Source organism: Neobacillus niacini, from assembly GCF_031457145.1.
GTDB classification, from domain to species: Bacteria; Bacillota; Bacilli; order Bacillales; family Cytobacillaceae; genus Neobacillus; species Neobacillus niacini_J.
In genome coordinates this window covers 70,333-94,235 of the sequence record NZ_JAVDVZ010000004.1, presented here as the reverse complement: position 1 = coordinate 94,235, position 23,903 = coordinate 70,333, and the positions used below count along the sequence as shown (strand labels likewise).

Here is a 23,903-nt window from a genome sequence, read left to right as displayed (position 1 = left end):
CGGTTCCAGAGAAGGAATATTTAGGATAATAAGGTTGAATGCAATCTTCGTTTTATTTTCCTAAAAAACTGGTTGTCTATCCAATGAATCTTCTATTTGCAAATTAAACATCCATTTCCGTTTGAACGTCAATCAGTGTTAGAGAATTTGTCTTATTCAAAGCACCGTCTAAAACTTGTTCAAACTCATGCAAATCCTTAGGTCTTACCCCGTTTATTCCAAAGCTTTCCGCAAGCTGCACAAAGTCAGGGTTTTCAAAGCTTGTACCATAGCTATTTGCGAATTTCTGCTGCATCATTTGTTTTTCTAATTTTAATGTAGAATCATTTAACAAAATGATGATAAAAGACAGACCTAACCGTTTTGCAGTCTCTAATTCAGAGATATTCATTAATGCCCCTCCATCGCCTGTAATACAGATAACTGGCGCGTCTGGGCAGGCTAATTTGGCACCAATAGAACCGGGCACGGCAATACCCATGGAGGCTAATCCATTGGAGATGATGAGCCGCCCGGCTTGTTTTGGTTGATAGGTACGGGCAATGGATACCTTGTGAGACCCTACATCAGAAATGATGATGGTCTGTTCCGTTGAAAGTTTTTCCATCACCGATAAGACATTCTCTATCGTGAGGGATAGATTTTCGTTCAGATTTACATCCATTTTATAAACTGTCCTAATCTGTTCCTGTAGATTTCCACTTGGAACCCAGGGTTTCGATGGAAACTCCCATTTGTTAAGTGCTTGGAATAACTCATTTAAATCTCCAACTAATTCCCTCCTTACAGGGTAATGTTCATCCATTTCGGCCGGCAATGGATCGATATGTATAATGGGACACTTCTTTTTATTCCAATCCTTTGGCAGTTTTTCAACAAAATCAAAGCCAACAACAATTAATAAATCAGATTCCTCTATCAGTGGTAAAACTTCATCTTTCATATTAAAACCAAAAGTAAAATAATTAAGAGGATGGTTTTTAGGTAAAACTCCTTTTGCCATAAAACTATGGATAACAGGTGATTTTAGGTTCTCTATAAATGTGAGGAGCCCAGCCTCTGCTTCTTGCCTGATTATCCCGTTTCCAACCATGACAAGTGGTTTTTGGCTTTGACCTATTATCGTAATAGCATCCTCTATCGATTGTGAAGTAGGTGTGGTTTTTGGAATAGGTGTGACCGGTAATGGCTGGCCTGGAATCATTTGTGGTGCTAGGTTCTCTGGTAATTCAATTAAAACAGCGCCTGGCTTTTCCATTTGTGCTATTCTAAATGCCTTCCGTATGATGGTTGAGATGGTTTGTGAATCTTTAATTTGAACACTCCATTTTGTAGCTGGTTCAAATATTTTCACGATATCTAAATATTGATGGGATTCAAAATACTGCCTTTCTAAGCCAGCTTGTCCCGTAATAGCCACAACTGGAGAATGGTCGAGATTAGCACTTGATATTCCTGTCAAAAGGTTTGTAGCACCAGGGCCTAATGTCGCTAAACAAACACCAGCCTTTTTTGTTAATCTGCCGTAAATATCTGCCATAAAAGCAGCACCTTGTTCATGTCGAACATTGATAAACTGAATTTGTTTTGATTTAGATAAGGAATCCATCAAATCAAGGGTTTCTGAGCCCATAATGCCAAAAATATACTCAACGCCCTCATTTTCCAAGCATTGAACAAGTAAATCTGTTGCTTTCATATGTGTCTCCTTTCAAACTAAACTTTTTCTATTTTCCCCTTTATAATCAATGATAATCTATATTGTTGTAAGTAAAATAAATTTGTACCAATCTGTGACCACAATAATAACCGCATACCTTCGAGTGCTACGTTTGGAAAACCGACATATGTTTAGTTATATCGTTTAATGGAAGGGGGTAAGTACATGCAGCGAATCAAATTCATGATCAAACTTTTCCTGAACGAGCCACTGTGGTTTAAAATCCTAATCTTAACCTCTATGTTCATTTCCATTCTATTTAGCAGTTCATCTTTTACAGATAATGTTCTCCTTCAGAGCCTTTCAAAAGTAGCTGCCGCAGTCTTTTTCGGTGCGTATGGATTTAAAATGAAAAGGAATTTGAAAGTATCGATTATGTTCTTTATTTTAACAGGAGTCTGCATATACCTATCAATCTTAGAGATACAGTAATATCTTAAGGAAAATAGCTATTGTAGGTGGATACAAGATATGGGTCGGAAAGACCTAAAATTTATCCAAAACTACTTAAAAAGAAAAAAAGGATTGTAAATAAATCTCCTAAAAATCAAATAAATAGCTAATGAAGATAAGACAAAAGGGGAGAGGATAAAAATGAAAAAACACCACAAATGAAAAAGAAAGCCCTGAACGTAAATGCTTTTCTTAAAGATATTTTTAAAGTAATCTGGAAATATAAAAATATTTACTAATATAGTATTTTGATATAAAATTTATATTGCGCTTAATCTTATTTTAAGAGCGGGGGACCCAAAGTTGTGTTTGCGGATAATTTCGCTATTGGTGAATTCTTAAATAGAAGGGGCTTATTGTTTCCCATTGTCCTAACCTGAAAGCTAACCTCGTAAGCGATTGAGAGGAAACAGTTGATAGAATAGTGATTCGGCAGTAGCCGTTTTTTTGTGTTATTTATCGTATCTATTTGTTTCCCTTACCTAGGAAATTCGTTTATTTAAAAAACAACAAGAAGGTAGGGTGTGTAATGAAAAAAATCAAATCAAGTTTAGCACTTCAAATTTTCATCGGTCTCCTATTAGGTATTATCGTCGGTGGAATCTTTTATGGAAGTGAGACGGCACAGAGTGTCTTACAGCCGTTTGGTGATCTTTTTATCCGATTAATTAAAATGATTGTAGTGCCAATCGTACTTTCAAGTATTATCGTTGCGATAGCTGGTGTAGGTGATTTGAAGTCGGTTGGTAAGTTAGGTGCTAAATCACTTACTTATTTTATAGGGATGACATTGTTAGCAATAGCTGTCGGACTTATATCTGCCAATATATTTCAACCTGGTGCGGGACTAAATATGGACAAGCTTGAGCAAAGTGATATTTCAGGCTATGTACACACATCAGAAGAACAAGAAGGAAAATCAATAACCGATACACTTCTTCATATTGTTCCTACAAATCCGATTAATGCCATGGTAGAAGGCGATATGCTAGCGATTATTTTCTTTGCAGTTGTATTGGGTCTTGGAATTGCAGCCATTGGTGAAAAAGGAAAACCCGTCTTGCGTGTATTTGAAGGTGTGGCAAGTGCCATGTTTTATGTGACGAATTTATTTATGAAATATGCTCCAATCGGTGTCTTTGCTTTAATCGGTGTAACGATTTCTAAATATGGTTTTGCATCACTTCTTCCATTAGCTAAGTTAGCCCTTACTGTTTATGGAACCATGATTTTCTTTGTCATTGTTGTTTTAGGCTTTATGGGTAAAATCGTTGGGTTCAGTGTCTTTAAATTAATAATGATGATCAAAGAAGAGTTAATCTTGGCTTTTTCAACTGCAAGCTCGGAAACTGTACTTCCGAAAATTATGGACAAAATGGAGCAAGCAGGAAGTCCAAAACACATTGCGACTTTCGTTATTCCAACAGGTTATTCCTTTAATTTGGATGGTTCGGTTTTATATCAAGCAATCGCATCCTTATTTATTGCCCAAATGTATGGCATTGAACTAAGCATTGTTCAACAAATTACACTCATGTTAGTCTTGATGGTCACATCTAAAGGGATGGCAGGAGTACCTGGTGTATCTTTTGTGGTTCTATTAGCTACATTTAGTACAATTGGTTTACCACCTGAAGGATTAGCATTTATTGCGGGTATTGACCGTATCTTAGATATGGGACGTACTGCGGTTAACGTGGTAGGAAATTCATTGGCAGCGATTGTTGTCGCGAAATGGGAAGGTCAATTTAACCCTCCTACTGAAGTCGAAAACATTAAAAAAGCTTCATAATATAATCAAGACTTTCAACATTTACTGTTGAAGGTCTTTTTTTTGGGGAAATTTTTATATTGGTTGATACCTCGGCTGTCGCTTTATCTATGAAAAAATATGTGTCAAAGTCTTATTTTTATCAAAAATAGGAGGTTATGTATAGGCAATTGCTCTCATTTAAGAATTGGCAATAAATAGTATTATGGTGATGTAGAGTTTTTAATTCAATATTTTATTAAAAATTATGAATATTTTGTATAGAGTAAGTAAATTTTTCGTTAAATAGAACGAATGGACAAGGAAAAATGGTAAGTTATGGGTGTATTGGTAGTGCTTTCCCGAATTAGAAAGGAGGAATAAATTTCATAGATTTGGAAGATTTTATGGGAGTGCTACTTTTATAGAGGTAACTATAAAGAGATTTAGAGGAGGAACACACTTGAAGAGGCTTAGAAAACAGGTTATTGCTTTAACGACTATGTTTGTCATGTTGATAGGTATGGTACTCCCATATCGGGCACAAGCGGCCGAACCTATTACGGTTGCTCAGGCAATTGCTAACAATACGGGGACAGCCACTGTTGCAGGATATATTGTAGGGTATACAACAAGTGGCGGTAGTGGGAAAGCTACATATGATTTTGTGGCTCCATTTAATGACAATCTAAACTTCGCCATCGCTGATACTCCTACGGAAAGAGACGCAACGAAAATATTACCCGTTCAAATCACTTCTAGTTTCCGCACAATATTTGGATTAGGAACGAATCCCTCGATCGTAGGTAAAAAGGTTTTTGTTACTGGTTCACTTGAAGCATATTTTTCAGTATCTGGCCTAAAATCTCCATCGGCCATTTCGTTCGATGGCACAACGCCACCTCCAGATGAAGACCCTGTAACAGGCGAAACAGGATTAAAAATTCGCGACATCCAAGGTCAAGCTCACACCTCTCCTTATAAAGATAAAAATGTAGTAGATGTACCGGGGGTTGTTATTCAGGTTGTAGATAGCAGCAATTTCTACATACAGGATCCCAACCCAGATGACAACTCTAATACATCGGAAGGCCTTCTCGTTTACAAGCCAACTCACGGTGTTACTGTCGGGGATAGTGTAACCGTTTCAGGACTTGTAAAAGAGTGGGTATTAGATGGTTATGCCGAGAAGCTACAAACTGATTTAGCGATGACAGAAATTAATGCCCAGTCAGGAAAGATTACAAAGGTTTCTAGTGGAAATCAGCTTCCAACTCCCATCTTAATCGGTAAGGACGCGATTCCACCAACTTCTGTCATCGATAACGATCAATTGGGAACATTTGACCCAGCAGAAGATGGCATTGATTTTTATGAAAGCCTTGAAGGAATGCTTGTTTCCATTGAAAATCCAACTGTAACAGGACCACAGAAATTTGGAGAAGTACCTGTCATTACAGGGCAAGTGGATGGAAAAGCATATACAAAAGAAGGAACTCCTCTGTTAACAAAAGAAAATCAAAATCCTGAGAAAATGCTTCTTCAGCTTGATGATCGCGAGTTTGTAACAAAAGCGGGTGACTCTTTTGCTGGAACTGTCACAGGAGTCGTTAGCTATACGTTTAGTAACTTTAAGATTCTCACAAAAGCAGCTGATTTACCTGAACGAGTAGAACGTGAAAGAACGAATGAAGTAACGACGATTCAGAAAGAAGAAGACAAACTAACCATTGCAGGCTACAATATCGAAAACTTCGTAGCATCAGATGCTGTCAAACGCGATAAGCTGGCAAAATCAATGGTTGAAAACCTAGGTTCTCCGGATATCATTGGTCTAGTTGAAGTGCTTGACGATAGTGGGGAAACAAATAACGGTGTTGTTAAAGCGGATGCAAACTACAAGGCGTTAAGTGAGGCAATCAAAGGCTTTGGCGGACCAACTTATGCTTGGACAGAAATTGCTCCTGAGAACGGTAAGGATGGAGGAGTTCCTGGAGGAAACATCCGCGTAAGTTATCTATACAATCCTGATCGTGTGACTCTAAACGAGGCTCCAAAGGGAGATGCGAGAACGGCTGTTGCTTATGAAAATGGTTCACTTACATTAAACCCAGGCCGCATTGACCCAACAAATGCTGCATTCAATAGCAGCCGTAAGCCACTTGCAGCTGAGTTTACATTCCAAGGAGAAGAAGTCATTGTCATTAATAATCACTTCAACTCAAAAGGTGGAGATGAGCCTTTATTTGGAAAAAATCAACCACCGTTCCTTGAGAGTGAAGCACAACGCATGCAAATTGCTACCATCGTTAATAACTTTGTCTCTGACATAAAAGAAAAGAACGAGGACGCAAATGTAGTGGTAGTAGGTGACTTAAACGATTTTGAGTTTTCAGCACCACTAGCGGTATTAAAAGGTGATGATTTAACGAATCTAGTTGAAACTTTACCTGCATCTGAAAGATACACATACAACTATCAAGGAAATGCACAAGTGTTGGATCATATTTTAGTATCAAATAACTTAGCTGAATCAGCTAAACTGGATATCGTGAACTTTAACTCTCCCTATATGGAAGAGCATGGACGCGCTAGTGATCATGATGCGCTTGTGGCTCAGTTAGATTTAGCGGTAGAAGAAGGACCATTTACCATGTCTCTTCTTCATACAAATGATACACATGCTTATGTTGAGCAATTCCCACGACTAATTACGGCTGTGAACGAAATGCGTACCCAGAAGGAAAATAGTCTGTTGCTTAACGCAGGGGATGTGTTCTCAGGAACATTATATTTCAGACAGTATTTAGGTCTAGCAGACTTGTATTTTATGAATCAATTAGGCTTTGATGCCATGACACTTGGAAATCATGAGTTTGATAAGGATTCGGCGACGCTAGCGAACTTTATCAAACAGGCTGAGTTCCCAATTGTGACATCCAACGTAAATATGACAAACGATTTTGAACTAGGACCACTATTCAATAATTCAATCGGTGGAACCAATGAACGAGGAGAAATCTTCCCAGCGATTATTAAAGAAGTGGATGGGGAAGAGGTAGGTATCTTTGGAGTAACAACAGAGGATACAGTATTCCTAGCGAATCCTGGAGATGACATTGTGTTTGAAGATGCAGTAGAAAAAGCCAATGAGACAGTTGAAATGCTTGAAGCACAGGGTGTAGACAAAATTATTGCGTTATCCCACTTAGGCTATCAACCAGATTTGGTTTTTGCAGAAAAGGTACACGGAATTGATGTGATTGTTGGTGGTCATTCCCATACAAAACTAGATTCTCCAGTTGTTGTAGAAAAAGAAGAGCCGACATTAATCGTCCAAGCAAACGAGTATTTAAAATACCTTGGTGTTGTTGATGTAACATTCGACGAAAATGGTGTAATAGCGAATTACACTGGCGAACTAAAGGATTTAGCTGGTTTTTCTGAAGATGAAGCAGCAAAAGCGAAGGTGGAGGAATACAAAGCTCCTTTAAAAGAGCTTCAGAAACAGGTAGTAGGCAATACTTCCGTTGTGTTAAATGGTGAACGTGCTGATGTTCGCAGCAAGGAAACCAATCTTGGAAACTTAATTGCAGACGGAATGGCAGCAACTGCAAATGGGTTCATCCCAACGTATATCGCGTTACAAAATGGCGGTGGAATTCGCGCATCCATTGACAAAGGGGATATCACGTTAGGAGAGGTGTTAACGGTATTGCCGTTCGGTAACAGCCTAGTTACTCTTGACCTAACAGGAGAAGAAATTCTTGCTTCTTTAGAGCACAGTGTGAGTTCTCCTGGTGCAGGTGCATTCATGCAGGTATCAGGGTTAAAGTTCAAGTACGATCCAGCGAAACCTGTTGGTGAACGCGTTTGGCATGTTGAGGCTTTAACGGCTGATGGTTATGAAGAAATTCAACTAGATAAAACGTATCGTGTAGCGACGAATGCCTTCACTGCCGATGGTGGCGATGGATACAGCATGTTTAAAACGGCGAAGGACGAAGGTCGTATCACTGAGTTATACATTGTAGACTTTGAAGTGTTTACTTCCTATTTAGAAAAGGTCAATCCTGTTTCACCAGTGGTTGAAGGTAGAATTGTAGAAGGAGTTGCGGACAATGTACCTCCAGAGGCTCCTTCGGTAAACGAAATAACTGACCAATCGACAAATGTTACTGGAATGGCAGAAGCCGGTGCAAAGGTTGAAGTTTACGTTGATGGAACCATTGTGGGGTCAAGTAATGCTTTAGAGGACGGTAACTTTGTAATCGAGATTGCTATGCAAGAAGCCGGAACGGAGCTTGCAATTACTGCAACAGATGCGGCGGGCAATGTAAGTGAAGCGACAGTAGTGACGGTTATGGACATTACCGCACCAGATGCCCCACAAGTCAATCCTGTTATTCATAATGACATGTTTGTCACTGGAACAACTGAAGCAGATGCAACTGTTACGGTAATGATGGGCATGGTGGAGATAGGTACAGCAATAGCAGATGCGAATGGTACGTTTAAGGTATCTGTGCCAAAGCAAAAACATAAGAATCTATTAACAGTGGCAGCAACAGATTCTGCTGGAAATGTTAGTAAGGCAACGATTGTTGACATATTAAAGAATAACGAGAAATAAAGAAAAAAGGCAGATTGCTGTTCGGGCAACCTGCCTTTTTTATCATCCCAGCGAGAAGACTCCTTCCTCAAAATGCGTTTGCATTTAGGTGGGAGATGAATCGTAGTAAAAGTGCCTGGCACGTTATCTAACCTTTACCGTGTAAAATTCTATATCGCATTTGACTCATATGATTTAAGGAGATATCGTTCTATAAAGTCAGCTAATCCGTCATTTTCATGGTGTCCTGTAACAAAATCAGCAGCAGCTTTAACCTTTTCGCTAGCGTTCCCCATTGCTACACCAGTACCAACATGACGAAGCATCTCTATATCATTGGGACCGTCTCCAATGGCCACGACTTCACTAGGGCTAATTCGATATTCGCGAAGTAAGCTTTTTATAGCAGACCATTTGGAAACATTAGGAGCAAGTAGCTCAAACCCGTCATCCCAATTGATAACTTCTGCTTCCTTTTTAAACAAATCAGATAATTCAGGACTTGGTGCACCTGTTCGTACACTATATTTAAGAACATCTTGATAATTTGCCTGTCTTAAATCTCCAATAAAGCGTGGAGGGATTTGCCCAACTTCTGTCCAATAATCGATTTCTTCATTTGTTTCCTTACAATAAAGCCCATTTGCTGTATGGACAATAACATTAAAAGGACTTTCAGCGGTTAGATGGTGAAATCGGTCTTCGTTGAGTCGGACTGTTTTCTTTTGCAAAACTCTTCCTGTCTCGGCATGGTGAATAGCGGCACCATTCAAACAGATCATCGGAGTTCGTAATCCAATTTCTTTATGGTAGGGAGCGGTTACTTCATGGTGTCGACCAGTGGCTAGAAAAACCTGGATTCCCTGATTAATGAGCCTATAAATGGCTTCCATATTTCGGTGGGAAATGTAGTTTGAGGCTTTTAGTAGTGTACCATCCATATCAATAAATATTGCACGCACATTCATATATACTGCCTCCTCAATCGTTGTAAAGCAATCCTATCATCTGAATATTAAAGCCGAGTAAATTCAGTGTATAGATTCCGTGAAGTTTATTGGGAAGCATTGAAAAAAAGAAAAAGTGCCAGTCACCATTGAGGTGCACCCCCAATGTTGGTGCTATCAGGGACGATTTCAGTTACAATAAAAATAGGTACCTTTGTAAAATCAACATTCGGATTCAATGGGGTAATCCTATACTCTTCAACTACTTCACTTTTAAGGTTATAACCTACATCTGCAATAGGGGTAAGTCAGTGAATGGGAAGGAATCTTGAATGGTTAAAATTTCTTATTAAATCATATAATGGTTTTATATATTTAATCATTTCCTGTTAATTTGGATATAAAAGAAGGTGGAGAACGAATGAAAGTTGAGTCATTTTTATGTGCTGCCCCTAATAAAAGTGTAAGTGAAGATTCAATCGTATTAAATGAAAAGATAAATGTTTATGGGGTTTTTGATGGGGCAACTCCATTAATGCCATTCAAAGATGAAAGCGGAAGGAACGGTGCATATTTAGCCTCTAATATATTTAAAGATTATTTCTTTGGACTATACCGAAATAATCTTTCATTAGTGGAAGGAATCATGAATGCTAATAGAATGTTGAGAGAACACATGGAAAAACACAAGGTGAATCAGGAAAAATATGAAGAACTTTGGTCGACATGTGCTGCAATTATAAAGATTGAACAAGACGGAAAGATTTCTTTTGCTCAGCTTGGTGATTGTATGATCATTGCTGAGTATCAAAACGGAACCATAAAAGCCTTAACAAGGGATACCGTAAAAGATATCAGTTATAGATCGAAGGCATGGCGTGAAGAACAAAGAAAGCAAGGAGTTAAACTTCCAGATGAGGAGTATTATCAGGATCGTACTCAACAGCTAATCTTTAATCGTTCATTAGCTAATAGGGAAAATGGTTACACTGTAGCCAATGGAAAAAAAGAAGTTTTAAATTTTATTCAGCATGGTCAAGTCAATATCAGTGAAATCAAAACATTATTATTAATAACAGATGGCCTATTTCATTCAAAATATTCAATCGAAGAAACATTTAATAAGATACAAACAATCGGTTTACAAGTATATTCTATGGAATTAGAACAATATGAGAAAAGCAATAATCTTCGTTCAGATGATAAGTCTGGGATCATGATTCAGCTTATGTGATAAGGAGAGGTCTACATGAAAGTAGAACCGGGTTGGATTACAGATATTAGTTTATCGTTTAAAGAACCGCTAATTGCTTTAAAAGATGTCATGTACATCATTGTACACCATACAGAAGAAATAGGATGGGATATTAATAAGACACATAGCTTTCATCAGGATTATCGTGGATGGAGTGGAATAGGATACAATTTTTTTATTGAGGAAAATGGTGAAATTATTAAAGGAAGAGGTTACCATGTTGGAGCACACGCATATTCATATAATGATAAATCAATAGGTATTTGTTTAGCTGGTAATTTTGATATTCTTACTCCATCAATAGAACAGCTAAAATCATTGAGTAACCTATGCATTTTTCTATTAAATCAATTTAATATAACAACCACACACATTCTAGGACATGGAGAATTAGAAGGTATTACAAAAAGTTGTCCTGGTAAAAACTTTGATATGGTCCAATTCAGAGAATCTATAAAGATTCAGTGCATTAAGGAAAATGGAAATTAAAAACCAAGATGTATTTTAACTACATCTTGGTTTTTTACATTTATAGAATAAAAAAGGTGGTAACTAATTTAATCAAAATAAACAGGTTCCTGAGGATTTTTTAAGTATTTAAAAGCCATCTCGATTGGTGTTTTTGTATTCCGGGCTGTTGACAGAGGGGGCAGTTCGTTTTCAGCAAAGAACTTCACTTCACTTGTTTCAATTCCTATAGCTGCCCGCCAATTATTTCACATTGTATAAATATTTTGTAAACATGAAATGCAGAAGGAGGGTGTGGGTGGCACTTTTTATCGGTTACTGCTAATACTCTAATCGGTTTCACAGTAAATCCCGATTCTTCTTTTACTTCCTTAACAGCGACTTCACTTGGGGTATGTCCAATGTCAGCCCAGCCGCCAGGTAATGCCCATTTCCCATCGGTATTTTCAAGGACCATCAGAATTTTATCATCCCTAAAGACAACGGCCCTAATATCAACCTTAGGAGTTGCATATCCAGTTTCATCTGCAAATAAATCTTTGATTACTGGTCTCTCCATATCTGTGTAATGCGCTAAAATGTCAACGCTAATATTTCTTATTAATTCAAATCTCTCCAAGTCATAAACATCATTTGAATACGTTAATCCCGCCTGCGCAATGGATTGAAGCTGTTTCGCCCAATCCAGCCATTTAGGTTCCATTATCAGCACCACCAGCTTGTCTAATAATATTTAATATAACCATATATATGAATCAAGCAAAAATTTGCTACAACTTTTTGTACTAGACTTCAGCTTCATTTAGTGGTTACAAAAGCATTACTTTTGACAATTCGATTCAATCTAAGTAAGGTTGCCTAGTAAGATATAAACATAGTGGTAGAAGTATCTTTTATAATGTTTTTCATGATGGTGGGGTTAAAACCTTATTAAATTTACTTAAAATATTCATAGTAGAGTTGAATGAAACTATCATGTCATTACTAGGAGGAATTATGATGTCAAACTCTCAAACTATAGAAAAGCTCGAACAGCAAATGTTCTTAGATGTTATTCGTGAACGTCGATCTGTTCGTGCATACGATCCAACAGTACAAATCTCACGTGAAGAAATGACTGAAATACTAGAACTGGCAACGTTAGCACCTTCGTCTTCAAACCTGCAACCATGGCGTTTTCTAGTTATCGATAAGCCGGAGTTGAAGAAAAAGCTTTTGCCAATCGCGTTTAATCAACAACAAGTAGTCGAAGCTTCTGCCGTTATTGCGGTGATTGGCGATGTGGAGAGCTACAAGAAAGCTGGAAAAATTTATGGACAGGCTGTTGAAGCAGGCTTTATGCCAGCTGATACGGCTCAATCATTCATCGAACGTACAGTCGGCATGTACTCAAGCTTGCCGCCTGAAGTGGCTCGCCAAATCGTTTATACGGATGGAGGACTAATCTCGATGCAGCTCATGCTTGCTGCCCGATCCAAAGGTTACGACACAGTTCCTATGGGAGGGTACGATAAAGCAAAGTTCGTTGAAGCTTTCGGGATTTCCGAGCAGTTTGTGCCGGTCATGCTTATTGCTATCGGAAAAGCAACGAAACCAGGACATCCTACTACGCGTCTTCCTATTGAGGATGTAGCGTTCTTTAACGAAATGCCATCGGTATAAGCATGATATAATTCAATAGAACAGAAGTATTTAAAATCATTTATAAAAAACTTCAATTTAACCCCGTCCTTTCAAAGAACGGGGTTTTGTATGTTTATAATAGGAATCCAAAGTACTAACATACCTAACGTCATTTTAGCACATCCTTTGTTAGAAATAGAGGTTTGGACGAGGAAAAGTTCTAGTCGCAGTCTAAGGACAATTGTTTTTTATTAGACCATTTAGGGAATTTTAATAACTAATCAAAGCAACAACATTAGCATATTAGGGTTTCAATTTAGAATAAAGGTCCATACTCATAAAGAGTTTGGGGGTTATTATATTTTCTTAAGAATTTTAAATTATTAGTTGACTGAATTTATATAATATTTTATATTATATATTATATAGAATATATAATATATAATCCTTCGAGGAGGTGATAGGGACGAGATGTTAAAGAAAAAAACATATACTACAAAAACTGAAATGGTATATGAAAATCTTAAGGTAGATATTGTTGCAGGTATTTTAAAGCAAGGTGAAAAGATTGTGGCGAGAGAGGTTGCTGTAGAGCTTGGTGTAAGTGATATCCCGGTCCGTGAAGCACTTAAGAAGTTAGAATCAGAGGGGTTAGTTGAGAATATCCCCCATGTAGGATCACGTGTAAGCCGAATTAATTTACAAAAGGCGGAAGAAATTTTTGCCATTCGATTGGAACTAGAATCATTTGCTGTACGGTTGGCAGCTGAAAAAGCCAAACCCGAAGAACTAAATGAGCTACAAAAATTAGTAGATGAGTTTGAAGATATCATTCAGAGAGATCAGGAACTTGAGAGTGATGATATAAAGAATTTAAGTCTTATAAACACCGAATTTCATAATATGCTATATCAAATATCGGGCAATGACACGTTATGTGAAATGATTTATTCCTTAAAGGAAAGATCTCAATTTTCTCAATCTGTATTTATGTTTCTTCCTGAACGGCAAAAACTTTCAAATAAAGAACATCAGTTAATTGTGGATGCTTTACGTATCGGTGATGCAATGAAAGCAGAGAAAACGTTAAGAGAGCAAAAAGGACATGCATTTGAGGGATTTTTAAATAAATTAAGATTGGATAGTAAAGTGGACTAAACCGACTCATTATTCAGAGAATTGAGGGAGGTGATGCAATAAGGCTTGTAGGAATGCGTTTTATTTTGCAGAGTTCTTCACAGTCACATTACATATTTCCAAATTTTTTTTAGTCAAAAATAAGTAAGCGCTTTCCAGAGTGTGAGTCTAAAATTGTGAATCATTATGAAAAACGATAGAAAAGGAGTTTAAGAGAATGATTTCTGTTAAAGAAAAACTGGTTGACAACAAAACGGTTATTGGAACCTTTAGCAAGTTTTCAAGTCCCGTTTCCTCTGAAATTCTTGGGTATCTTGGTTTTGATTTCTTAATTCTTGATATGGAGCATTCTGCACTTGATTTTCATCAAGCGGAGAATTTAATCCGAGCTGGAGATGCTGCAGGTATATCGACGATTATTCGAGTTCCAGGAGTGGAAGAAAGCCCAATTTTACGGGTGTTGGAAGCAGGTAGTCAAGGTATACAGGCTCCTGGTGTAGATACAGCAGATATGGCAAAAAAAGTTGTAGAGGCCTCAAGATATCGTCCAATCGGAAGACGGGGTCTTTCATTTTCGACCCGAGCAGCCCAGTATACGATTAAGGATAAAAATCAGCACATAATCGATTCAATCGAAAAGCAATTGGTTACTGTCCAAATTGAGAGTAAGGAAGCTGTTGAAAATGTAGAAAAGATCGCAGCGGTAGAAGGAATTGATGTTTTATTTTTAGGACCTGGTGATCTTAGTAATTCACTCGGAGTACCGGGACAACTGAATCACCCGCTTGTTCAGGAAGCAATGATCAGACTTTGTAAGGCAGCAGAGGAGAACGGTAAGGTAGCGGGTACATTTGTTGGCAATCAAGAACAGGCTTTACGAGCATTCGAGGCAGGAGTACGTTATTTGGTGTTTGATAATGATGTTGCCTTCTTTGCAAAAGGGGCCCAATCAGTACTTGAAGAACTAAAAAAATCTTTATAATCATAAGAATGGGGGTTAAGTATGAAAGCAGTACAATTGAATACAGTTCCCGAATCAAAGGGACCATGGTATAAGGACATTAATAAGCAGCAGTGGAAAGCGCTTATTGGCGCATTTCTTGGATGGGCACTCGACGCTTTTGATTTCTTACTCTACAATTTCGTGATTGTTACCTTGATTAAGGAGTGGGGTTTAACCACAGCAAGTACAGGATTAGTAGCTTCGGTTACAGTAGTTGCTTCAGCACTTGGCGGAATGGTTTTTGGCCGGGTCGCCGATCGTTATGGGCGAATGAAGGCATTAACTATAACGGTACTTATTTATTCGGTTGCTACTGGACTTAGTGGTTTATCTCAGAATATCTGGCAACTGATGTTATTTCGCGTTTTTGTTGGTTTAGGAATGGGGGGCGAATGGTCTGCTGGGGCAGCCTTAATCTCTGAAACATGGCCGAAAGAACACCGTGGGAAAGCAATGTCAATCATGCAATCAGGATATGCATTTGGTGGGTTAATGGCAGCATTAGTAGCTGGTCCTATGATTCAAGCTTTTGGATGGCGTTCCGTGTTTTTTATTGGGATATTGCCAGCACTTCTCGTATTCTGGATTCGTAGACATGTAAAGGAACCAGAAATCTGGACAAGTAATGAAGCAGAGAAAGGATCAAAGGCAGTAGCAAAAACTTCCTGGTTTGATCTTTTCCGTGGGAATTTGTTAAAGTTGACGATTGTAGGTACGCTTTTCTGTATTATTGGTTTAGGTGCAAGCTATCCAATTTCAATTTGGCTCCCAGCCTATTTAGGAACACCTGCGGCAGGCGGCGGGGCAGGGTTATCGGTTGTTAATGCCTCACTGTATATGATTCCGTTCTATTTGGGTAGTATTATTGGCTATATAGTATTCGGATTTCTAAGTGACAAAATTGGTCGGAAAAAGAGTTTTGCTTTGTACTTTTTAGGTGCAGCCATTGCCATTCCTGCTTTTATCCTAATAGGTGCAGATAATCTTATCGTATTCTTTATATTAATGGCACTTGTTGGTGTTTGCGCTGTTGGATTTTACGGTGGTTTTGGTACCGTTCTGGCGGAAATGTATCCAACATCTTTACGTGGCTCAGGTCAAGGATTCGCATATAATTTTGCTCGCGGGGTTTCAGCATTCGCGATCACTGGGGCTGGTGCAATTGCCATGACTGTGGGAATCGGAAATGCCCTTATCTATACCTCGATACTTTTTATTATTGCAATTTTTGCTACGCTACTTTTACCTGAAACAAAAGGAAAAGAATTAGAATAAAAAAGACCTAAGAAAAAGCTTTCAAATAAAAGTTTTTCTCAGGTATAAAAATAAATCATCGAACTTAAATAATATAACATTTTCCGAAATACTTCAAGAAAATAGAGAGAAAGGTGGTCCTTAGGATAAGGAGTGTCTTAGGACCATTTTTCAAAAACGCTTAAAGAATACTATATTTAAATATCATCAACAACAAAAATAGAGATAGAATCATAGAGTTTGAAAAAAAGTTGGAGGTTAACCATGTTTGATACTAGTGATCCACGTGCAACGTTGATGAACAATGTTGCTAAAAATGCAGAACATACAGAGTTTTCTAATGCGGAATACGGAAAGTTTTATGAAATGGAACCAGTTAAAACAGATATTGATTCAAAAAATTGGTGGATGCGGGGACAGAATTTCTTTATTGCATATGCAGATGCAGCCAGCGGGTCAGAGTTTAAACGAGGTCAACAAGTAGACGAATATGTTTTGATTCTCCCAGATAAAGAGAGTCAAGCCGTAGTAACTTGGGGAAATCAAGAAGCAATTGTCGACGGTTTTAGTCTTGTCATCATTCCACCAGGTGAAAGTGAGATTGAGCTAGTAAAGGGAGGAAAAGTCATTCGTTTATTTAGCTCAGCCAATACGGATCTTGAAGAATTCCCTATTAACAAAGCTTCCTATCGTGAACCACATCCCAATGTCTCATTAATAGAACCATGGCCTGAACCTAAAGAAGGATACAAGGTAAGAGCTTATAGTCTTGATGTACCGAAAGAAGAAGGGAGATTTGGGCGAATTTTTAGATGCTCAACGTTTATGGTGAACTTTTTAGATCCAAATGATGGACCACGCGATCCTTCTAAAATGTCCCCACATTCACACGATGATTTTGAACAATGTTCATTGGCAATTGAAGGAGAGTTTGTTCATCATCTTCGCTGGCCATGGACGACGGATATGGCTCAATGGCGTCCGGATGACCACGAACATTTTGCAAGTCCATCGGTGGCCGTTATTCCACCGGGAGTCATCCACACGACACAGGCGATAGGGTTAGGAATAAACCAGTTAGTTGATATCTTTTGTCCACCGCGTGTTGATTTCTCAGAGAAAAACGGATGGGTACTAAACGCTGACGAATACCCAATGCCATAACGTATTATTAAAAAACTTTAATTGTTTGAGAGGAGAAAGATTCTATGTACGAAAAATTACTTGAAGGTGCCTATGATCTGCATGTTCATACTGGTCCTGATATTAGCAAAAGAAGTTTAGATGATATTGATTATGCTCAACGTTTAAAGAAAATTGGTATGAAGGGCTTTGGTATAAAATCACATTATTTTTGCACAGCAGAAAGAGCAAGGCTTGTGAAAAAGCTTTATCCAGAATTGAATCCGATTGGTGCCATTACCTTAAACAATTCCGTTGGAGGTATTAATCCTACCGCAGTTGAAATGGCAGCGAAAGACGGTGCCAAAATTGTCTGGATGCCAACTTTTGATGCTGAAAATGAAATTCAATATATGTTCAGTCAAACCGGATATGAAGAATTGCCACCATGGGCACAAGTACAGTTCGAACGTCGGAAACAAGGAAAATCACAAACGGGAATCACCATTCTTGAGAATGGGAAGCTGAAGGATTCCGTTCATGAAGTACTGGCTTTAGTTGCAGAAAATAATCTTATCCTGGCAACAGGTCATTTAAGCAAACCTGAAATCTTTGCTCTTGTTTCTGGTGCAAGGGATCATAATGTAAAAAAAGTAATGGTCACTCATCCAACATTCTCGTCGATTGCTTTGTCAAAAGAAGAACAAAAAGAATTGACCGACCTAGGAGCCTTTATGGAGGAGTGCTTTGGCTGCATCACGCCGGAATACGGGACCACATGGGAAGAAATATATGAACACATCCGTTATATTGGTCCTGACAAAATCATTCTTTCATCTGATCTAGGTCAGATGAATAATCCGTTTCCAGATGAAGGGCTCATCACTTTTGTAAAGAATTTATCTGAAAATGGTTTTACAGATTCTGAAATTAGAAGAATGGCGGTTGAAAACACCACACTTTTGGCAGAGGGATAAAATTTAACCTTGGACCATGGGGACGGTTCTGATGGCTTTTTTTATTACACCAAAAGAACCTTTCTGTGGTACACATCCTCAATTTTCTAGCTAAATATGCCATATTTATCTTGAATTGAGGAGACTGAATTTTTTCTACGACTTAAGACTTACTTCAGGCCATTATCATGAGGTGGGGAAGCAAGTCATTATTTTGCGGGGATATGGACCAATGTCTCGATTTTTATTTAACCGGTCCGTCTCCTAGAAAAGGAATTCAAGGTCAAGGATGGTACTGTGAACAGTGCAATAAATTCTCCCTATATCCTGTAAAAGTAAAACGCGAATCTCTTGCTAACAAGTGATTCGCGTTTTACTTTTGGGGAATTCTTACAGCAATCATAGTTTTACCTTAATCTCGGTACCATCCTTAGCTTTGACGTCTACCAGCACGATTCCTTTATGATTTTTCAGTTCTTTGATGATTGGCTTTAGCGTTTCTTTATCTATCAGTGGAATAGTAAAGTCAAGTTTTTTTCTTTCAAAATGTTCTTTCGTCCATTTGTTTGCATGTTGATGTAAAAATTTTGAAGACAAAAAAGAATTACAAATGGTTAGAATGGCATATGGAATTGGGATCGTAAACCGAACGTCTTTTGCTTTCACTTTTATATGCAGCATAAGAGCAATTCCACTATTCAATGATGACAGAAACGGTATCTCCGTTTGCCGACTTAACATCAACAATTTGACCATCCAATTCGTTTTCGATTGCTTCAATAATAAGATTTATGTCAAGATCCTTTACATATTTTTCTGATTGAGGAATACTTGAAGCGATGCTATGTCCAGCCATTAATACTACTTTGATAAGTTTTATGGGTAAATTAACCGTAACGTTATCATTTTCAACTGATACAACACGAATTTTTAATGTTTTATCTACATATTTAGTCGGTTTTTCTAATAGCTTACTTCCTGCTTCTTCTTTCTCTTTTAATACTTGAATCAATTCTGATCCTTTATCTGCATCAATTTTCCCTTCTTGCACCAAAGTTAATACTCTTGCAATTTCTTCTTTCATGTTCAGTTCCTCCCTATTCATCTTTTAAAAGCTTTATAGCTTCCTCTGGAGTGATTTCGCCATCTTCCAACATGGTGACAACCTTTTTCTCGTCTACTTCATTTTTCTTCTTCTGCACATATCCTAGGGATGAGATTATGTCAGTAAGCTTACTTCGAACAGTTGGATACGAAATTCCCATTTCCTTTTCAACTTCTTTGATATTGCCTCTGCATGTTAAAAATACTTCCACAAAATGTAGCTGATCCTTTGATAATGACGCCAACTTGGATAATTCAAACTCATTTTCAATCGTAGTGTGGCAATGAGAGCACTGCAACTTCATAATCTTCAATGTTTTGCTGCAGACAGGACAATTTGTAATTACATTATAAGCCATTATGAAATTCCTTCCTTTTATTTGACTTGATTATATATCGAGAAATTTAAATAGTAAATAATAAAAATTAATTTTATTGAAGAAAAAATTAAAATTATTAATTTAAAAATTGATTTTATTAATTTAATGTTTTGGTTAGTTCAATTATGTTTTCGATTTTCTATAAAATCATATAATATTTAAAATTAGTTTAATGATTTTCTGTAAATCTAAAGTAAGAAGGTGGACGAACAATGATCGTTGAGTCTTTTTTAAAAGCTGCCCCTAATAAAAGGGTGAGTGAAGATTCAATCGTATTAAATGATATAGTGCCATTCAAAGATGAAAACGGAATGAACGGTGCATATTTAATTCACCAAGATCATCGTGGATGGAGTGGAATTGGATACAATTTTTTTATTGAGGAAAATGGTGAAATCATTAAAGGAAGGGGATACCATGTTGGAGCACACGCCTTTTCATATAATCAAAAATCAATTGGTATTTGTTTAGCTGGAAATTTTGATATTCATACTCCATCAATAGAGCAACTAAATTCATTGAGTAAACTATGTATTTTCCTATTAGATCAAAATAATTTATCAACTACTCACATTCTTGGACATCGTGAATTAAAAGGTATCGAAAAAAGTTGTCCAGGTAAAAACTTAAACATGGACCAATTTAGAAAATCTATTAAGTTGCTGTTGCCAAAATATAAAGATAATAAATAAAGTTTCGTGGCCATAAAGAAAATAGAAATTAAAAAACCAAGATATATGTTAAGGGATTTCAAATATATCTTGGTTCTCTACATTTAATTTAATCAAAATAAACAGCTTCCTGGGGATTTTTTAAGTATTTAAAAGCCATCTCAATTTGTGTTTTTGTATTCCTCGCTGTTGACAGAGGAGGCAGTTCGTTTTCAGCAAAGAACTTTACTTCACTTGTTTCAATCCCTATAGCTGGCTGTCCGCCAATTATTTCACATTGAATAAATATTTTATAAACATGAAAAGCAGACGGAGGATGTGGGTGACACTTTTTATCGATTACAGCTATTACTCTAATCGGTTTCACAGTAAATCCCGATTCTTCTTTTACTTCCTTAACAGCGACTTCACTTGGAGTATGTCCAATGTCAGCCCAGCCGCCAGGTAATGCCCAATTACCATCGGTATTTTCACGGACCATCAGCATTTTATCATCCTTAAAGACAACAGCCCTAATATCAACCTTAGGAGTTGCATAACCAGTTTCACCTGCAAATAAATCTTTGATTACAGGCCTGTCCATATCTGTGTAATGCGCTAAAATGTCAACGCTAATATTTCTAATTAATTCAAATCTTTCCAAGTCATAAACATCATTTGAATACGTTAATCCCGCCTGCGCAATGGATTGAAGTTGTTTCGCCCAATCCAGCCATTTAGGTTCCAATATCAACACCACCAGTTTGTCTAATAATATTTACTATTATCATATATATTAATCAATCAAAAATTTGCTACAACTTCTATACTAGACAATATTTTTTTGTTAAGAAAGGAAATGGACATCATAGTAAGTATAAAAAATGATAGTAAACACGAAAAAGCCCAACTTCTCAATTTTAATGCTGAGAAATCGGGCTTATTATTTTGTGGATTTTCTTAACGTTGTAAATCCCATTGTTAAGAGCCTGCTTTGTTGATGTTAAGGTTCTGTAAATCATTTTACTAAAACTTTACTTGAATCAACCTTAGGTCTTAGATGAAAATCAAACGGAGGACTGTTAAGCCAAATTCAGTTCAATTGTATAGTTACATTAAAGAGACTATAATCATCAGTTTGAAAACAGAGGTGACTTATGTATTTCAGAATAATTCGCAATGATATTTTAAAGAGCAAATTGATTACACTGACAACAATGATATTTGTAGCTTCCGCGGCCATGCTTGTTTCGCTAGCTGCGATTCTTATCGTCAATCTTTCAGGCGCACTAGATACGCTTATGACACAGGCGAAAACTCCGCATTTTATGCAAATGCATTCCGGTGATATTGATTCTGCGCGACTTAAATCCTTTGCAGAGCAAAATAACAATGTCGAAGAATATCAGGTAGTTGAGTTTCTAGGAATGGACGGCGCGCAGATTATTTTAGGCAATAATTCGCTCAGCGATAGTGTTCAGGATAACGGCTTCAGCACACAGAACGAAAAATTCGATTATCTTCTTGATCTTAACGGCAACATTATCAACGTATCCGACGGCGAGCTTTATGTTCCAATAACCTATATGAGGGACAACACCACAAAAGTGGGTGACAAGGCCGTAATAAATGGGAAGGAATTTACCGTAGCAGGATTTCTACGTGATTCAACCATGAATTCCTCGCTCTCCGCGTCAAAGCGATTTCTTGTAAGCAACAATGATTTCGCGGAAATAAAAGACCTTGGAAGTATCGAGTATCTGATTGAGTTTAGATTAAAGGATTTCTCGGCGATAGGCGAATTTGAAACAGCTTATGCTTCCGCAGGACTTGAAGCGAACGGACCAGCGGTTACCTATACGCTTTTCAAAACAATGAACGCCATTTCAGACGGAATGATGATTGCGGTTATCCTTCTTGTAAGCGCACTTGTCGTTACTATCGCTTTCATGTGCATTCGCTTTACACTCCTTACGAAAATCGAAGACGACTACCGTGAAATTGGTGTTATGAAAGCAATAGGACTTCGTGTTGCCGACATAAAGAAGATTTATCTTGCGAAATACATAAGCTTAGCGGCGGCAGGTAGTATTCTTGGGTTTATTCTTTCGCTTATATTCCAAGGCATGCTTCTTGAAAATATACGGCTTTATATGGGCGAAAGCGAAAACTCTTCTTTTGCCTTGAGTTTAGGAATTATTGGCATACTGCTTGTATTTCTTGCAATTGTTGCTTATGTAAACTTCGTTTTGAAACGCTTTCGGAAAATATCCGCAGCGGAGGCTGTACGCTTTGGTACTTCCCAGGAAAAGAAGACGAGCACTAAGCGTTTTTCCTTAAGTAGAAACAGACTGTTTAGCACGAATATTTATCTCGGAATCAAGGATATTCTCGCAAGAAAAAGACTTTACGCCACAAGTTTAGCGGTCCTGGTGATTTCGGCATTTATCATGATTGTTCCTCAGAACTTGTACAACACGATTTCCTCAAAAAGCTTCATCCAATATATGGGGATTGGAAACTACGATCTGCGCATTCAGACCAATATATCTGACAAAACCATTGAAATTGTGAAGACGATAGCCAGCGACAGTGATGTTTCAAAGTATACTGTTCTGACAACAAAGACTTTCAAAGTAAAGACGAGTAACGGGTCGGAGGAAAATATAAAAGTGGAACTCGGTGACCACTCGGTATTTCCTATCGAGTATTCTGAGGGAAGGGCACCTGCTCGTGATGACGAAATCGCGCTTTCGGCTATTAACGCCGATGAGATGAGCAAAAGGGCCGGCGATTATCTTACGATGGTGATTGAAGGGAAGGAGAAAGCCCTCACGGTAACCGGAATATACTCCGACGTTACTAATGGCGGCAAAACCGCAAAAGCTGTATTCACCGACAATTCGGCGAATGTCATGTGGACCATCGTCTGTGTTGAACTTTTGGATAAATCTCTTGTCGACAGCAAGGTTTCAGGATATTCGGACAAATTTGATTTTGCAAAGACTTCAGACATTGATGAATTTGTTTCTCAGACCCTTGGCTCGACCAATAGGTCCGTCGAAATGGCTTCCTACGCCGCTGTTGCCGTTGCACTGGCTATTACGGTATTGGTTACACTGATGTTCATGAAAATGCTTGTTGCAAAGGACAGATATTCTATTGCCGTAATGAAGGCTCTCGGTTTTACAAACTCGGATATTAAGGCGCAGTATGTTGCTCGATCGGTTTTCGTTCTAATTCTCGGAATTATTCTCGGTACGCTTCTCGCGAACACTCTAGGAGAGGTCCTCGCGGGCGTGCTTATCTCTTCGTTCGGAGCGTCAACGTTTAATTTTACGGTCAATCCGCTTACGGCCTATCTGCTTAGTCCGCTGATGATGATATTCACGGTACTTATCGCAACGATAATCGGTACATCGAGCGCGGGACAAATAAAAATTTCCGAAAATATAAAGGTGTAGGAGGA

At 37.9% G+C, this 23,903-nt stretch carries 19 protein-coding genes, 1 pseudogene and 1 riboswitch; of the genes and pseudogenes, 13 read left to right on the top strand and 7 right to left on the bottom strand.

The features are described 5' to 3' along the window. Positions 1-103: 103 nt before the first annotated feature. On the bottom strand, positions 104-1,699 hold the full coding sequence (locus tag J2Y03_RS11715) for an acetolactate synthase large subunit (protein ID WP_310194247.1): 1,596 nt from the start codon (positions 1,697-1,699) through the stop codon (positions 104-106). Positions 1,700-1,885: 186 nt separating this feature from the next. On the opposite strand from J2Y03_RS11715, the gene J2Y03_RS11710 reads away from it, so the two are divergent. The 3 genes from J2Y03_RS11710 to J2Y03_RS11700 all read left to right on the top strand — a co-directional run bounded on the left by J2Y03_RS11710 (position 1,886) and on the right by J2Y03_RS11700 (position 8,556). Further along, on the top strand, positions 1,886-2,152 hold the full coding sequence (locus tag J2Y03_RS11710; RefSeq protein WP_132095253.1) for a hypothetical protein: 267 nt from the start codon (positions 1,886-1,888) through the stop codon (positions 2,150-2,152). A gap of 279 nt (positions 2,153-2,431) precedes the next feature. Continuing rightward, a riboswitch (cyclic di-AMP (ydaO/yuaA leader) is annotated at positions 2,432-2,586 on the top strand. A 116-nt stretch (positions 2,587-2,702) separates the two neighbouring features. Further along, entirely contained in the window at positions 2,703-3,965 is a 1,263-nt protein-coding gene (locus J2Y03_RS11705; protein WP_310194243.1) for a cation:dicarboxylate symporter family transporter, read from the top strand. Between the two features lie 421 nt (positions 3,966-4,386). Further along, the gene (locus J2Y03_RS11700; RefSeq protein WP_310194240.1) at positions 4,387-8,556 is read left to right on the top strand and encodes a 5'-nucleotidase C-terminal domain-containing protein; all 4,170 of its coding nucleotides are present in this window, start codon (positions 4,387-4,389) and stop codon (positions 8,554-8,556) included. 149 nt (positions 8,557-8,705) lie between these two features. On the opposite strand, the gene J2Y03_RS11695 is transcribed toward J2Y03_RS11700, so the two are convergent. Next, positions 8,706-9,503: an HAD family hydrolase gene (locus J2Y03_RS11695; protein WP_310194237.1), complete on the bottom strand. Its 798-nt coding sequence runs from the start codon at positions 9,501-9,503 to the stop codon at positions 8,706-8,708. A gap of 400 nt (positions 9,504-9,903) precedes the next feature. Here J2Y03_RS11695 and J2Y03_RS11690 point away from each other — a divergent pair, with 400 nt between their 5' ends. Both J2Y03_RS11690 and J2Y03_RS11685 read left to right on the top strand, forming a co-directional pair. Then, the gene (locus J2Y03_RS11690) at positions 9,904-10,716 is read left to right on the top strand and encodes a protein phosphatase 2C domain-containing protein (protein ID WP_310194234.1); all 813 of its coding nucleotides are present in this window, start codon (positions 9,904-9,906) and stop codon (positions 10,714-10,716) included. A gap of 15 nt (positions 10,717-10,731) precedes the next feature. Continuing rightward, entirely contained in the window at positions 10,732-11,226 is a 495-nt protein-coding gene (locus J2Y03_RS11685; protein ID WP_310194231.1) for a peptidoglycan recognition protein family protein, read from the top strand. A gap of 68 nt (positions 11,227-11,294) precedes the next feature. Here J2Y03_RS11685 and J2Y03_RS11680 read toward each other — a convergent pair. After that, a pseudogene (locus tag J2Y03_RS11680) lies at positions 11,295-11,908 on the bottom strand (NUDIX hydrolase). Between the two features lie 296 nt (positions 11,909-12,204). Here J2Y03_RS11680 and J2Y03_RS11675 point away from each other — a divergent pair. From J2Y03_RS11675 to J2Y03_RS11650, 6 genes are all read left to right on the top strand, one after another. Further along, complete coding sequence (locus J2Y03_RS11675) at positions 12,205-12,867, top strand: nitroreductase family protein (protein WP_310194229.1); 663 nt, start codon at positions 12,205-12,207, stop codon at positions 12,865-12,867. 432 nt (positions 12,868-13,299) lie between these two features. Next, entirely contained in the window at positions 13,300-13,986 is a 687-nt protein-coding gene (locus tag J2Y03_RS11670; protein ID WP_310194225.1) for a GntR family transcriptional regulator, read from the top strand. A 196-nt stretch (positions 13,987-14,182) separates the two neighbouring features. Beyond that, complete coding sequence (locus tag J2Y03_RS11665) at positions 14,183-14,947, top strand: HpcH/HpaI aldolase family protein (RefSeq protein WP_310194222.1); 765 nt, start codon at positions 14,183-14,185, stop codon at positions 14,945-14,947. A gap of 21 nt (positions 14,948-14,968) precedes the next feature. Next, positions 14,969-16,243: an MFS transporter gene (locus tag J2Y03_RS11660; protein WP_310194220.1), complete on the top strand. Its 1,275-nt coding sequence runs from the start codon at positions 14,969-14,971 to the stop codon at positions 16,241-16,243. A 243-nt stretch (positions 16,244-16,486) separates the two neighbouring features. Then, entirely contained in the window at positions 16,487-17,386 is a 900-nt protein-coding gene (locus tag J2Y03_RS11655; RefSeq protein WP_310194218.1) for a cupin domain-containing protein, read from the top strand. Positions 17,387-17,430: 44 nt separating this feature from the next. Continuing rightward, complete coding sequence (locus tag J2Y03_RS11650) at positions 17,431-18,321, top strand: DUF6282 family protein (protein ID WP_310194215.1); 891 nt, start codon at positions 17,431-17,433, stop codon at positions 18,319-18,321. Positions 18,322-18,699: 378 nt separating this feature from the next. Here the strand turns inward: J2Y03_RS11650 and J2Y03_RS11645 are convergent, their stop codons facing one another. The 3 genes from J2Y03_RS11645 to J2Y03_RS11635 are packed head-to-tail and all read right to left on the bottom strand — an operon-like array spanning position 18,700 to position 19,763. Then, positions 18,700-18,981, bottom strand: a complete 282-nt coding sequence (locus J2Y03_RS11645; protein WP_310194213.1) for a hypothetical protein — start codon at positions 18,979-18,981, stop codon at positions 18,700-18,702. A 13-nt stretch (positions 18,982-18,994) separates the two neighbouring features. Further along, a complete protein-coding gene (locus tag J2Y03_RS11640; RefSeq protein WP_310194210.1) occupies positions 18,995-19,384 on the bottom strand; it encodes an SHOCT-like domain-containing protein in 390 nt (129 codons plus the stop codon). Between the two features lie 13 nt (positions 19,385-19,397). Beyond that, positions 19,398-19,763 (bottom strand): DUF2089 domain-containing protein, encoded by a 366-nt coding sequence (locus J2Y03_RS11635; protein WP_310194207.1) that lies wholly within the window; start codon positions 19,761-19,763, stop codon positions 19,398-19,400. 233 nt (positions 19,764-19,996) lie between these two features. On the opposite strand from J2Y03_RS11635, the gene J2Y03_RS11630 reads away from it, so the two are divergent. After that, positions 19,997-20,476, top strand: a complete 480-nt coding sequence (locus tag J2Y03_RS11630; protein ID WP_310194204.1) for a peptidoglycan recognition protein family protein — start codon at positions 19,997-19,999, stop codon at positions 20,474-20,476. 88 nt (positions 20,477-20,564) lie between these two features. Here J2Y03_RS11630 and J2Y03_RS11625 read toward each other — a convergent pair whose 3' ends face one another. Then, a complete protein-coding gene (locus J2Y03_RS11625) occupies positions 20,565-21,182 on the bottom strand; it encodes an NUDIX hydrolase (protein ID WP_310194201.1) in 618 nt (205 codons plus the stop codon). A gap of 409 nt (positions 21,183-21,591) precedes the next feature. On the opposite strand from J2Y03_RS11625, the gene J2Y03_RS11620 reads away from it, so the two are divergent. Further along, complete coding sequence (locus J2Y03_RS11620) at positions 21,592-23,898, top strand: ABC transporter permease (RefSeq protein WP_310194198.1); 2,307 nt, start codon at positions 21,592-21,594, stop codon at positions 23,896-23,898. The last annotated feature ends 5 nt before the right edge of the window (positions 23,899-23,903 follow it).

Excerpts from the sequence above, each read along its gene's own strand:
- J2Y03_RS11670 (WP_310194225.1), top strand. The coding sequence starts at position 13,300 with ATGTTAAAGAAAAAAACATATACTACAAAAACTGAAATGGTATATGAA.
- J2Y03_RS11620 (WP_310194198.1), top strand. The coding sequence starts at position 21,592 with ATGTATTTCAGAATAATTCGCAATGATATTTTAAAGAGCAAATTGATT.
- J2Y03_RS11640 (WP_310194210.1), bottom strand. The coding sequence starts at position 19,384 with ATGAAAGAAGAAATTGCAAGAGTATTAACTTTGGTGCAAGAAGGGAAA.
- J2Y03_RS11645 (WP_310194213.1), bottom strand. The coding sequence starts at position 18,981 with ATGCTGCATATAAAAGTGAAAGCAAAAGACGTTCGGTTTACGATCCCA.
- J2Y03_RS11655 (WP_310194218.1), top strand. The coding sequence starts at position 16,487 with ATGTTTGATACTAGTGATCCACGTGCAACGTTGATGAACAATGTTGCT.
- J2Y03_RS11695 (WP_310194237.1), bottom strand. The coding sequence starts at position 9,503 with ATGAATGTGCGTGCAATATTTATTGATATGGATGGTACACTACTAAAA.
- J2Y03_RS11660 (WP_310194220.1), top strand. The coding sequence starts at position 14,969 with ATGAAAGCAGTACAATTGAATACAGTTCCCGAATCAAAGGGACCATGG.
- J2Y03_RS11675 (WP_310194229.1), top strand. The coding sequence starts at position 12,205 with ATGTCAAACTCTCAAACTATAGAAAAGCTCGAACAGCAAATGTTCTTA.
- J2Y03_RS11635 (WP_310194207.1), bottom strand. The coding sequence starts at position 19,763 with ATGGCTTATAATGTAATTACAAATTGTCCTGTCTGCAGCAAAACATTG.
- J2Y03_RS11705 (WP_310194243.1), top strand. The coding sequence starts at position 2,703 with ATGAAAAAAATCAAATCAAGTTTAGCACTTCAAATTTTCATCGGTCTC.
- J2Y03_RS11715 (WP_310194247.1), bottom strand. The coding sequence starts at position 1,699 with ATGAAAGCAACAGATTTACTTGTTCAATGCTTGGAAAATGAGGGCGTT.
- J2Y03_RS11685 (WP_310194231.1), top strand. The coding sequence starts at position 10,732 with ATGAAAGTAGAACCGGGTTGGATTACAGATATTAGTTTATCGTTTAAA.
- J2Y03_RS11630 (WP_310194204.1), top strand. The coding sequence starts at position 19,997 with ATGATCGTTGAGTCTTTTTTAAAAGCTGCCCCTAATAAAAGGGTGAGT.
- J2Y03_RS11690 (WP_310194234.1), top strand. The coding sequence starts at position 9,904 with ATGAAAGTTGAGTCATTTTTATGTGCTGCCCCTAATAAAAGTGTAAGT.
- J2Y03_RS11665 (WP_310194222.1), top strand. The coding sequence starts at position 14,183 with ATGATTTCTGTTAAAGAAAAACTGGTTGACAACAAAACGGTTATTGGA.
- J2Y03_RS11650 (WP_310194215.1), top strand. The coding sequence starts at position 17,431 with ATGTACGAAAAATTACTTGAAGGTGCCTATGATCTGCATGTTCATACT.
- J2Y03_RS11710 (WP_132095253.1), top strand. The coding sequence starts at position 1,886 with ATGCAGCGAATCAAATTCATGATCAAACTTTTCCTGAACGAGCCACTG.